This window comes from Thiosulfatihalobacter marinus (genome assembly GCF_016019955.1).
GTDB lineage: Bacteria > Pseudomonadota > Alphaproteobacteria > Rhodobacterales > Rhodobacteraceae > Shimia > Shimia marinus_A.
Genome location: NZ_JAECRZ010000009.1, coordinates 58,683 through 71,130 on the forward strand (window position 1 = coordinate 58,683; position 12,448 = coordinate 71,130).

Annotated in this window: 11 protein-coding genes; all 11 read right to left on the reverse strand. The window is 60.0% G+C overall.

Translation table 11 applies throughout. The features are described 5' to 3' along the window. Positions 1-19: 19 nt before the first annotated feature. Positions 20-1,357, reverse strand: coding sequence for a TRAP transporter large permease (locus I3253_RS13840; protein ID WP_197918520.1), 1,338 nt, complete (start codon positions 1,355-1,357; stop codon positions 20-22). Further along, positions 1,357-1,872 (reverse strand): TRAP transporter small permease, encoded by a 516-nt coding sequence (locus I3253_RS13845; protein WP_197918521.1) that lies wholly within the window; start codon positions 1,870-1,872, stop codon positions 1,357-1,359. The genes I3253_RS13840 and I3253_RS13845 overlap by 1 nt, the downstream gene beginning before the upstream one ends. Positions 1,873-1,950: 78 nt before the next feature. Continuing rightward, positions 1,951-3,000 carry a C4-dicarboxylate TRAP transporter substrate-binding protein gene (locus I3253_RS13850; RefSeq protein WP_055296280.1) on the reverse strand — a complete coding sequence of 350 codons (1,050 nt, stop codon included), beginning with the start codon at positions 2,998-3,000 and terminating at the stop codon, positions 1,951-1,953. Positions 3,001-3,787: 787 nt separating this feature from the next. Next, positions 3,788-4,534, reverse strand: coding sequence for a hypothetical protein (locus I3253_RS13855; RefSeq protein WP_232272164.1), 747 nt, complete (start codon positions 4,532-4,534; stop codon positions 3,788-3,790). 83 nt (positions 4,535-4,617) lie between these two features. Next, positions 4,618-5,436, reverse strand: a complete 819-nt coding sequence (locus tag I3253_RS13860) for an MBL fold metallo-hydrolase (RefSeq protein WP_136340210.1) — start codon at positions 5,434-5,436, stop codon at positions 4,618-4,620. Positions 5,437-5,637: 201 nt separating this feature from the next. After that, a complete protein-coding gene (locus I3253_RS13865) occupies positions 5,638-6,204 on the reverse strand; it encodes a biotin transporter BioY (RefSeq protein WP_136340106.1) in 567 nt (188 codons plus the stop codon). Positions 6,205-6,251: 47 nt separating this feature from the next. Next, complete coding sequence (locus tag I3253_RS13870) at positions 6,252-7,418, reverse strand: acyl-CoA dehydrogenase family protein (protein WP_152467144.1); 1,167 nt, start codon at positions 7,416-7,418, stop codon at positions 6,252-6,254. Next, complete coding sequence (locus tag I3253_RS13875; protein WP_232272165.1) at positions 7,415-9,418, reverse strand: ATP-binding protein; 2,004 nt, start codon at positions 9,416-9,418, stop codon at positions 7,415-7,417. The genes I3253_RS13870 and I3253_RS13875 overlap by 4 nt, the downstream gene beginning before the upstream one ends. Then, positions 9,415-10,209, reverse strand: a complete 795-nt coding sequence (locus tag I3253_RS13880; RefSeq protein ID WP_028288551.1) for a crotonase/enoyl-CoA hydratase family protein — start codon at positions 10,207-10,209, stop codon at positions 9,415-9,417. Before I3253_RS13880 ends, I3253_RS13875 begins: the two co-directional genes overlap by 4 nt. Positions 10,210-10,218: 9 nt before the next feature. Beyond that, a complete protein-coding gene (locus I3253_RS13885; protein ID WP_043753606.1) occupies positions 10,219-11,817 on the reverse strand; it encodes an acyl-CoA carboxylase subunit beta in 1,599 nt (532 codons plus the stop codon). Between the two features lie 4 nt (positions 11,818-11,821). Further along, positions 11,822-12,388, reverse strand: a complete 567-nt coding sequence (locus tag I3253_RS13890) for a TetR/AcrR family transcriptional regulator (RefSeq protein ID WP_332255714.1) — start codon at positions 12,386-12,388, stop codon at positions 11,822-11,824. Between the last annotated feature and the right edge of the window lie 60 nt (positions 12,389-12,448).

Genomic DNA, 12,448 nt, shown 5'->3' on the forward strand with positions numbered 1-12,448 from the left:
AACATTTTGGGGCCCCTAATCACATCGAATTCGGGATCAGCAGCGAAATGATTGGAAACGCCATGATCAGGATCAGAACAATCACGTCAACCGTCAAAAACCGCAGGATGCCCGAGAAGATCTTGTCGATCGACACTTCTTTGCCCACAACGTTGGCAATGACAAATACATTCAGCCCAACCGGTGGTGTGATCAGCCCGATCTCAAGCAGCTTGATGACAACCACGCCGAACCAGATCAAATCGAACCCGTAGGTTTCCACCAGCGGGATCATCAGCGGCAGGGTCAGCACCATGATGCCGATCGGATCAAGGAACATTCCAAGCACCAGATAGATCACCGCGATGGCCCCCAGCAGCAGGACGGCAGAAAGCTGTGCCTCTGTCACGGCACTGACGATGGCGGGCGCAACACCGGTCAGGGCAACAAAGGCCACAAAGATCTTGGCAGCGGCGGCGATCAGGAAAATGCTGGCCGTCTGGATGCAGGTCTCACGCAAAGAGTCGATCAACCCGCTCAGATCAAGCTTGCCTTGTGCAAAGCCAATGGCGACAGCGGCCGATACACAGATCGCAGCTGCTTCGGTTGCTGTGAAGAAACCACCGTAGATGCCGCCGACAATAATCACGAACAGGCTGATGGCCGGCCAGGATTCGAACGCGGCCCGGCCGCGATCCCGCATCGTGATCTGGCCTTCGAACCTTGGCGCGGCTTCGGGTGTCCGGCGAACCCAGACAAAGATGACCAGAACGAAACCAAGCAGTGAGATGATCCCGGGCAGGATGCCCGCCAGGAACAGCGCGCTGATCGAGGTTTCGGTGAAGATACCGTAGATGATGAATAGGACGGAGGGCGGAATGAGGGACCCAAGTGTCCCGCCCGCCGCGACGCTGGCGGTCGCAAGCCGCTTGTCGTAGCCCATGCGCAGCATCTCCGGCGAGCAGATGCGGCCCATGGTCGATGCACAAGCGATGGAGGACCCGGTGATGGCAGAGAACCCGCCGCAACCCACAACCGAGGCCATCGCGACACCGCCCGGCACGCTCGCCAGCCAGACCCGGGCGGCATGATAGATTTTCGTCGTAATCTCAGCCCGATAGGCGATGTGACCAAGTGCGATGAACAACGGGATCATCGACAGATCGTAAGAATGAATCAGGTCGAAAGAGTTGGAGAACACCAGCGAGGTCGTAGGCTTTAGCGCCCGTTCCGGTGCAAAGGCACCAGTGCGAAACGCAAAGACCACAAAGGTTCCCACCGTGGCGACACCGGCAAGCGCAAATGCAATGGGCACCCGTACCGCAAGCAAACTGATGACTGATGCGAAGGCGACGATGCCGATTAAGGTGCCGTCCATCAGACGCTCTCCTCATGTTCATGTGTCGGTTTGATCACGCTGCCGCCGCTGCGGATCGTGCGGATGTCGCCGATCACCATCAGCAGCAGCCGAAGCCAACAGAATGAAATTCCGATCAGAAAGATCACCCGGCCTGGCCATTTTGGCAGGTTGAGCTGACCGAAGAAAAAAGCACCGCTCTCAATGGTGTGGACGGTCTCGCGCCAGCCAGCAAAGATCAGGGGTGACAGGGCGAAAAGCCCGAATATGCTACCCCCAACGATCAGCCAGTCTTGCACACGGGTTGGCATTTTGTTGCTGAGAAACTCGACCACGATATGCGCCCGGTCCAGGGTCGCCACGGCCAGGGGAAGGACGATGGCGACGACCATCAACTCGCGCACGATCACGATAGTGTCGGGGATACCGGAATTGAATGCGGCCCGCAGAAGCACGCTTGCCGTGATCAACACACCCAGGCCGATTACGGCAAATACGGCCAGGTCGAGCAGCAGCCTTTCGATGCGACGCAACATCGGTCAACTCCGTTGAGATTGGGGACATTGAAGTACCGCGGCGCCGGTCTTGCGCCGCGGGCAGACATGCGACCGATATCAGTTGCGCGCCCAGGGATAGCCCTGGCTGTCACGCTCACCGGCATATTTTTCTAGCAAGGCACGGTATTGCTCCAACAGCGAAACCCCGTCGAGACCTGCTGCATTGGCGCGCTCGACCCATTCATCGACATATTGCTGGCCTTTCTGCACAAGCTTGTCGCGCTCTTCCGCGGGCAGGTCGATGACCTCGATACCGGCCTCCTGCATGGTCTGGACCGCGGCATCATTGGCCGCGGTGATCAGTTCACCCAGCTTGTCGGCCATCGCAATGCCGGCCTCGGACAGCGCGGATTGCGTCTCAGCGTCGAGCGCATCATGGGCGTCCTTGTTCATGAAAATGCCCAAGGCGCCAACCTGCCCCCAGTTGAGCAGGGTATAGCTGGTCATGACCTCCTGCTGTTTCAGCGCGGTTACCGCGTAGGAGTAGCCCTGCGAGCAGTCCAGCAACCCGGTATCGAGACCCTGATAGGCATCGTAGATCGGCATTGCGACCATGTTTGCACCAAAGTCCCGGAAAGTGTCGCCATAGGCACCGACACCACGGATCTTCAGGCCCGAGATATCCTCGACCGTGCGAATTGCCACGTCCTTGCACGCGATATTCACAGCCGAGGTTGTGAAGGTGCCGATGTATACCAGGTTCTGGTCTGCCAGGCTGGCCGCGATCGCGTCAGATGTCCTCATCAACTCGTCCGTCGCGCGCATTCCGACCCAGGCATCCTCATTGCGCATAGGCAGGTCGGCGAAGCTGTAGCTCAGCATTTCCTGCGGGAAATACACTGCGATCACTGTGCCGAGGTCAGCCACCCCGTCAGCAATGGATTGTGCAGCCGCATTGGCCTTAAACAGCGCGCCCCCCCATTGAATGTCAATATTGACTTCGCCGTTGGTACGGGCCGTTACGTCGTCGGCAAAGGACTGCAATGCTGCGGCCCGGGCGCCCCGATTCGGACCGGCCTCTCCCAGAATCAGCGTGGTTTCGGCACTCGCGATTGTCGCGGCTGCCAAGCAGAGTGCAGTAGCGGTGGAAGCTAGCAGGGGTTTCATTAGGTCTCCTCCCTAAATTCTACTATGCGGTTTTGATTTCCAATTATGCGAACAATAGTGTAAATTGCTCCAACGAGTCAAGCTTAGTGTTTTTCTGCCGTGAACCGTGGCCAGGACACCCGTCTCGAGGGTGACAATGAACAGCGGCTGCATGTTCAAAATCGCCCCAAATTATGCGAACGTTAGTTTGCCAAACTCAGCTATGGGCCCGCAGAAATCCCCGTGGCGCTCAGCAGTCGCACATTCGGTTAAGCACACCCGCTGCGATATCAACGTTCACGTTGCCTTCTAAGTTCCAAGATCTCGCGCAGATCGGGCGGATTTGCCGATGCCCAGCATATTGGGTTCCCGGCGCTTCCCGATGGGGTCGTGAAAAAATCTATTCTGCTGGTGGGTTTAGTCAAACGTGAACACCGCAATGCATCAATGTGGCAGCGGCGGAAGACGTGTTGCATGTGCAATCGGTTTCTGCATGAGCGAGAGCTGTACGGGCCAACGGCAGCAAGGTACGCGCCTCGGTGCTTGTGATCAGACGCAGAGAAACAGCGGTTTGAAATCCAGTGAGATCAGTACGGGTGAATGCCCGGTTCGGTGAAATCTTCTGCATCGCCGAATTTTTCGCGCTGCAAGGGCGAAGACTTTCTGCGCAAGCATTGGCGACACGGGCAAAAGGCGGCTGTGTCCCGCTCAGCTGACCTTGACATCGACAGCAGCGAACGACCGGTGATTGAGTAGCTCCGAGCACTTGGGCCGACACGAATGAATGCCAACGCTGTCTTTGTCGGCGCTAGTAGTTCACCTGCTCAAAGCCGTAGTTCCCTTCATAGTCACGCCAGTCGACGAAGACAGAACGGTGATAGATGCTGGGGCAATTCTGGCCCCAGCGTTCGAGGCCGATATGGGCGGAGGGTAGGGCGGTTATGGAAGACCTCTGCCAGGCGAAGTCACCTTGCGTCCCATATGTGCCGAGGACCACGGTGGCGCTACGATTGCAGTCACCATCACGACCGGATTCGTGTTGCCGCGCATACCGGACATCAAAGACGCGGATGGAACGTACGAAATTGAACTCAGGTCCGCTGATATCGATGTCCGCGCGATCTTGAATGAGCCGGAGGGCCTGGTCGGCAGGAACGAAGTCACTAGGTGCTTCTGGAATGCGTCCAGCAGCCATAGTTGGATCAGCGGTATTGCGCGCTGGAAATGATTGTCGCGGTCCAGTGCTGTTGTTCTGGAAGAACGCATCAAAGATGCGGTCTGCACTGTTTGCTGCCGGAACGGTCTCAAAGGACGCACCCATGGGACAGCGCCAGATTTGAAGCGGCGGTTCCACCGGCCAAGGGGTAATGCGTCGGATGAATTCGGCTCGAGCCCTGGCGCATGGTACGGAAGCAGGCCAGCCGCCAGACAAGCACAAGAGGATCGCGCAATCGATCGGGTATGTCTGCGCGCGGACGGGCATCGGCAGCGAAAGGCCTGTCACGGTTAAGGCAACTGCGACCGAGGGGAGGAGCTTCTTGAATAGATGGTGCATACTGAGGGCCCTCTGTGACAGGCTTCAGCATACATACGAAAATATACTATCGCAACACTAAGTATAACGGCGCATAATGAAGTTTATGTTAATTTCCAGGCCTCGCCATCTTGTACCACCCGCGACTCAGACAACAGCTTCTCCAGATGCGCCGCAACGTTTCGTTCTGCGGCCATTGCGATATGTGGGTCGGTTTTCTGGTAGACGGAAGCGGCGATATTCTGGACCGAATCCGGGGTGTTTGAGAGGTGGGCGAGGATCTCCGCCTCGCGACGCATGCGGTTGGAAAGCAACCGTTTGACGTAAGGTTGCGGATCCCGGAGTATAGGTCCGTGCCCCGGAAAGTAGATCCTATCGTCGCGCTCAATCAGCCGCTGTAGCTGCGCGCAGTAGTCGTGCATGTTTCCGTCAGGGGGGCTGACGATCGAACTGTTCCAACTCATAACGTGGTCGCCCGTGAAGAGCACTCCGTCAGGTCTCGCGAAACAAAGGTGGTCGCTCGCGTGACCAGGTGTGTGCAGGACGGTAAGACCGGCAATGACCTGTCCGTCCTCCAGAAACCGGTCAGGTCGAAATGCATCGTCAGGGAATGCCCGTGAGGCATAAACAGGTGCGTCTGTCCGTGCTCGCAGGGCTGGGACGACTCCAAAATGATCAGAATGGTGGTGTGTGAGCAGAATCCCGGATGGTTTGGCCCCCAAATTTTTGATGATTGCCTCGAAATGTGTACTGTCTTCTGCTGGGCCGGGGTCGATTATGAACCGACCATCAGGCGTATCAATGATGTAGCTATTTGTCCCGTGGTAGGTCATCTTTCCGGGATTGTTCGCGACGATCCTCAGAATTCCAGGGGCCAATTCGACTCCCTTCGCGCGGCAAGGCTCCGGCTCTGAGAAAAACATGCTGCTTCTTTTCATTGTGTGCGACCAGGTATTGATTGCGAACAATTTGGTTCGCACAGTTTTGCGCATTGCTCTCGCATGGCGCCGGAAACCTCAGGCTGGCGTCCGGTGCCTGTCAAATCCGGCATCGGACCATTTCAACTTATATTGGACCAAGACCGTATGAGACTGAAACAGTCTGATACAGTCTTGGGCTGGCAGTCACACAGCGCGGCGATTATGGTAAGCAGTATACAGAACTACAGCAATTGTCGCCTTCGTCAGATCCCCGAGAAGGAACGGGTAAAGACCGGCGTTCAGCAACTTTTCGCCATAGCCGACAAAGCCACCCAACCAGAACAGCCCTGCGCAATACATGAGTATCGAGCCCAAAAAGACCGCGACAGATGCTCTGAATGAAGGCCAAAGTCCTTGCAGTGCTTGAACAACCCAACCGGCAGCCGCCGCTGCAAGTGCGAAGCCTATCAGGTATCCGCCTGTGGGACCCGCAATATACGCCAGTCCGGCCGGAGCCGGAGGCGTGCCTGCGAAGACCGGCAGGCCAAGCAGACCTTCAAAAAGGTATGTCACAACAACAAGACTACTGCGCACCGGCCCCAGGAAAAGGCCCAGACCCAAGACAACCAGGGTCTGTGTAGACATAGGTACGGGGTAGAACGGCACCACGATTTTGGCGGATAGTGCCAAAAGAATTGTGCCGACGAGTATTATCGAGATTTCTCGGGTCAGTCTTGCGACTGATTGGCTTTGAGTGGTTTCCAGATTCATCTTTTTCGTCCTTGTTTCTGAAGATTGTTATTTTTGGGATAGTAAGCTCACATGCGCTTGGCGACTTCTTCCAACATGACTTCGCTCGCCCCGCCGCCGATGGCCTGCACACGGGCATCGCGTGACATGCGTTCCACCGGTGTTTCGCGCATATAACCCATGCCGCCGTGAAACTGGACGCAGTCATAAAGCACGCTGTTCACCAGTTCGCCGCAATAGGCTTTGACCATTGAGACCTCTTTCACGCAGTCACCGCCCGCGGCATCCAGACCGGCGGCGTGATAGACCAGCTGACGTCCTGCCGCGATCCGCGTCTGACAGTCGGCCAGCCGTTGGCGCACGGCCTGCTTGTCCCACAGAACGCCGCCAAAGGCCCTGCGCTGCTTGACGTAATCCACGGTCATGTCCAGCGCGGTTTGCGCTTCGGCACAGGCCATCGCACCCAGGACGATGCGTTCGTTCTGGAAGTTCTTCATCACCGAATAGAAGCCGCGGTTGACCTCGCCCAGAACGTTTTCGGCCGGGATGCGGACATCTTCGAAGATCAGTTCGGCAGTGTCCGAGCACAGCCAGCCGGTCTTGTTCAACGCCCGTCCGACCGAAAAGCCCGGCGTGCCTTTTTCGACCGCAAACATGGTGATCCCGCGCGACCCCTTGGCATCGGGATCGGTCTTGGCGCCGACAAAGTAGAGATCGCCATGCACGCCGTTGGTGATGAACATCTTGGTGCCGTTCAGCACCCAATCCGACCCGTCCCGCACCGCGCGGGTGCGCATGCCGGCCACGTCCGAGCCCGCGCCCGGCTCGGTCACGGCGACGGCGGTGATCATTTCGCCAGAGGTGATCGACGGCATCCACCGCGCCTTCTGTTCGGGCGTGCCGGCGTTTTCCAGATGCGGCGAGGCCATGTCGGTGTGGACCAGAACCGTGGCCGAGAATCCGCCGAAGGTGGATCGCCCGACCTCTTCGGCCAAAACCACGCTGGACATCACGTCCAGCCCCGCGCCGCCATACTGTTCGTCATAGCGCATCCCCAGAACGCCGAGATCACCCATCCGGCGCAGCACGTCGCGGGGCACCATGCCCTCCTCCTCCCAGGGCTCGGCCTTGGCGGTCACCTCGGTTTCGATGAACCGGCGCAGCTGGTCGCGGATCAAGTTGAGGTCTTCGTTGAACGGGCCGGAGGCCGCGGTGATGTTGTCTTGTCTGGTCATGTGTTTTCCTCTGGATCGAGTTTGATAAGTGGGGCGTGCCCGGCAACCGTGTCGCCCGGTGCACAATAGATTTCCGTCACTACGCCCGCGACCGGCGCGGGCAGGCTTTGCAACAGCTTCATGGCCTCAAGCACCACAAGCGTGTCACCGGCTTTAACGCGGTCGCCGCGTGCGACACGCACCTCGGCAACGGCGCCGGGCATGGGTGCGGACAACAGGTCAGCGACGCCAGACCCGCCGGTGGCACGTTGCAGATGCTGGTCTTCCAGCGTGCGCAGGTCTGTCGCGGTCATTCCGGCAGGGGTTTGCAGGTGCACCCGCCAGTGACCCGGCGCGCGCGAGACATAGGCGGTGCGCGAAAACGGAACCCCGTCGATGCGTCCGCTCAGACGGCATCCTGTTAAGGCGGCACTCTCGACCGCGATGGTCTGGCCGTCCAGTTGTACGGCTGTCAACACCGACCCGGAGCCGTTTACGCGGATCGGGTCGTCTTTGGTCGTCTCCCAATAGGATGTTGCACCGGGCCACCCCGCAGGGGCCGTGAGCCGCCATGACCCCAGGCTTTCCCAGGGCGACGCGCCCGCCGGGGCGAGATGCAGATGCAGCGCCATCGCGGCAAGGGCCATGTCCCGGGGATCAGCGGACGGTTCAGTCCAGCCGCCTGGAAACATCTCGGGCAGGCCTGAGGTATGGTGCCGGAACGCCTCAAAATCCGGGTGTGTCAGCAACGCGCGCTGATAGGCCAGGTTCAGACCGACGCCACCGACTGCAAAGGCATCCATTGCGACAACCGCCCGGCGGATCGCACCGGCCCGATCCGGCGCGTGGACGATCAGCTTGGCAATCATCGAATCGTAATGGTGGCTGACGACCGAGCCTGCCTCGACCCCGGTATCGAGCCGCACGCCGGCGGGCGGAGCCCAAAGGCTGATCTCGCCCGTTTCGGGGCGGAAATTCTCGGCCGGGTTTTCGGCGGCGATGCGGATTTCAATGGCGTGCCCGTCAAACTGCACATCGCCTTGCGTCAGCGCCAGCGGCTCGCCCCGCGCGATGCGCAACTGCCATTCGACCAGATCGATGCCGGTGATCGCCTCGGTCACGGGGTGTTCCACCTGCAACCGGGTATTCATTTCCAGAAAGTAGTATTCACCGCGCCCGGGGTCATAGAGGTATTCCACCGTCCCGGCGGAGCGATAGCCGATCGCCTGCGCCAACCGCACCGCTGCCGCACGCATGCGGTCGCGCACAGCCTCGGGAAGATCGGCGGCGGGGGCTTCTTCGATCAGCTTTTGGTGGTTGCGTTGCAGCGAACAATCGCGGTCGCCCAGATGCAGCACGGTGCCGTGAGTGTCGCCCAGAACCTGCACTTCGACGTGGCGGGCACGGGGTGCATAGCGTTCGAGGAACACCGCCGGATCGTCGAAGGCGCTCTGCGCTTCGGCCCGGGCAGATGCAATCGCTTCGGGTGCGTCGCCCGGATCGGAGACCAGCCGCATCCCGCGTCCGCCGCCGCCGGCGCTGGCCTTGACCAGAAAGGGGGTGCCTAGCGCCTCGGCCTCTTGCAGCAGGCGCGCGTCGGACTGATCCTCGCCTCGATAGCCGGGCAGGACGGGCACGCCTGCGGCTTCGGCGGCAGCCTTGGCCTCGATCTTGGAGCCCATCCGCGCGATAGCGTCGGGTTCCGGCCCGATGAACACAAGGCCCGCCGCCTCGACCGCCGCCGCGAAACCGGCATTCTCAGACAGAAAACCATAGCCCGGGTGCACCGCACACGCGCCCGTCGCCCGCGCGGCCTCAAGGATGGCCTCGACGTTCAAATAACTGTCCGACGGGGCGGCCCCACCGATGCAGACGGCATGATCGGCCTCGGCCACGAAGGGCGCGTCGCGGTCCGCGTCCGAAAACACCGCTACGTTTTCCAGCCCCAGTTTGCGGCACCCGCGCTGGATGCGCCGGGCAATCTCGCCCCGGTTGGCGATCAGAACGCGGGTGAAGCTCATTTCACCCGCCATGACGGAACGCCCTTGTTGATGAAACTGTTGATGCCTTCGATACCTTCCTCAGTCTCCCACGCATCGGCCAGCCGGTCGGCGGTGTAGATCATGTTGGTCTCCAGATCGTGGGACGCGACATAGGCGATCAGCGCCTTGGTATCGGCCACGGCACCCGGCGCGGCCTGAAGGTGATCATGCACCACCCGGTTCACCGTGGCGTCCAGGTCGCCCGGCGCGACAACCTCGGTCAACAGACCGATCCGCTCGGCGCGGGCCGTGTCGAACAACGCCCCCGACAGCATGGTTTCACGCGAATGCACCTTGCCGATGCGGGCCACCACATAAGGCGATATATTCGCGGGCAGAAGGCCCAGTTTTACCTCGGTCAGACCGAAGCGCGCGCCTTCGGCGCCGATGGTGTAGTCGCAGACGGAGATCATGCCGACACCGCCACCGTAAGCCGGGCCGTTGATCCTCCCGATCAAGGGTTTGGGCAGCGTGTCAAGACGGCGCAACAGCCGCGCCAGCGTGGCGCTTTGTGCGACCCTTTCACTACGGGTTTTCTCGACATTAGAGGCGAACCAGTTGAAATCGCCGCCCGCGCAGAAGCTCTTGCCCGCGCCGGTCAGGACCACAATACGCACATCGTCATCTGCAGCCAGCTTTTCGGCGGCATCGTATAGCTCTGCGATCAATTCGCCATTCAGCGCATTGTGTTTGTCGGGGCGGTTGAGCGTCAGCGTGGCGACGCCACGCGCATCGGTTTCGATAAGGATCGTGTTGTAGGTATTGGTCAACTTGAAGCCTCACATTCTGAATACAGGCGTATGGCGACCGGCTTCGGGCACCGATGTCACGATGGCCAGACACAGGCCAAGGATATCGCGGGTTTGCGCGGGTTCGATCAGCCCGTCATCCCAAAGCCGCGAGGTGGCATAATAGGGATCGGACTGTTCACCGTACTGGGCCCGAACCTGCTCCTCGATCAGCTTCATGTCGGCCTCCATCTTGCCCGGGTCGCCCCCTTTCTGGCGGCGCAGTTCCAGCATCACATTTGTGGCGATGTCGGCAGACATGGTGGCCAGTTCCGCCGTGGGCCAGGCAAAGAGAAAATTCGGGGCGAAACCACGTCCGCACATGCCGTAGTTGCCTGCCCCGTATGAGCCGCCCAAGAGGACCGACAGGCGCGGCACCTTGGCAACCGACATGGCATAGACCAGCTTGGCGCTGTCTTTGGCAATGCCGCCGCGCTCGGCTTCGGTGCCGACCATGAAGCCCGAGATGTTGTGGAGGAACAAAAGCGGGATGTTGCGTTGATCGCACATCGACACGAATTGCGCGCCCTTGAGCGAACTGTCGGACACAAGCGCCCCATTATTTGCGAGAATGCCCACTCGATAGCCGTGAATCCGCGCGGTGCCGCAGACCAGCGTCTCACCCCATCCGGGCTTGAATTCGCGGAATTCGCCGGCGTCGATCATGCGCAGCAGAACCTCGCGCATGTCATAGGGCTGTTTGCGATCGGCGCTGATGACGCCAAGCAGTTCCTCTGGGTTGCGCGCCGGCGGCGCGCAGGTTGCATCGGGACCCATCGGGCGCGACAGGCCCAGTTCGGATACGATGTCGCGCATCAGAGCAAGCGCATGATACTCGTCCTCGGCCAGATGGTCAGACACACCGGAGACGCGCGAATGCATCTCGGCCCCCCCCAATGTTTCTCCATCAACCTCTTCGTTGATCGCCACCTTGACGATCGAGGGGCCGCCCAGATGGATGCGTGCGTTGCCGCGTACCATGATGACTTCGTCCGACAGGGCCGGGATATAGGCCCCACCGGCCGTGCAGCCTCCAAAGACCGCCGAGATCTGCGGCAGGCCGCTCGCGGACATGTTGGTTTGACGATAAAAGGAATTGCCGAAATGGCGGGCATCGGGGAAAACCCGGTCCTGCTCTGGCAGATAGGCACCGCCGCAATCCACCAGATAGAGGCAGGGCAGCCGGTTCTCGGCTGCGATTTCCTGGGCGCGGATGTGTTTCTGCACGGTTTCGTGATAGAAAGACCCACCCTTCACTGTCGCATCGTTGGCGATCACAACGCAGGGCAGCCCGTGGACGATCCCGATACCGGTCACGATCCCCGCACCGGGCACCTCGCCCCCGTATTGACCGTAGGCGGCAAGCGACGACAGCTCAAGAAACGCAGTGCCCGGATCCACCAGCAGGTCGATCCGTTCGCGGACCAACAGCTTGCCGCGCTTGCGATGCCGCGCGACCATATCGGGGCGGCCGCCAGCCGTTGCTTCGGCGATCCGCGCACGCAGCGTTTCGACGCGCTCGCTTTGTGCGGCGTGGTTGCGGGTGTAGGTCTCTGATGCGGTCAGCACCGCTGTTTCAAGACGTGCCATGAAGTCAGGTATCCTGTCTTTGGAGTATCCCGTTGAGGAACACATCGGCATAGGTGCGTGACAACGCATCGGCGCTACCGCGGTCCGGGTCGAACCAATCGAGCGTGGCGTTCAATGTACCGATCAGCATCAGGCGCAGGCGACGGATATCGACGTCTTGCTTCAGCGTGCCATCTTTCTTAAGCTGGGACAGAAGACTGTCCCACTCTGCCTCATAGGCCCTGCGCGTGGGCAAGTTGGCATCCCGGACGGATTGCGGCACCTGCCCGAAAATACGCACATTCGCCGATGTATAATCGCTCACATCAATAAGCGCGCGCAGATGCGCCCGGATCGCGGCGCGCAGTACCGTTTCGCCGTCGGCATCGGCCCGCAGGTCGGTGACGGCGTCTCTCATGCTCTCGTGAACGACTCGAATCCCTGCATCAAGAACGGCCGCGACGATCTCGTCCTTGGAACCGAAATGATAATATATGCTACCCGCCTTGATCCCGGCGGCCTCGGCAATTTTTCGGAGCGAAACGGACCCGTAGCCTTGTTCGCGGAAAAGCCGCGCGGCAATGTCCAGCACCCCATCCCGTCCAACCGCGCTGCGCGATGTCTCGTTGATTTTGATTGCCGTGTTTTGTGC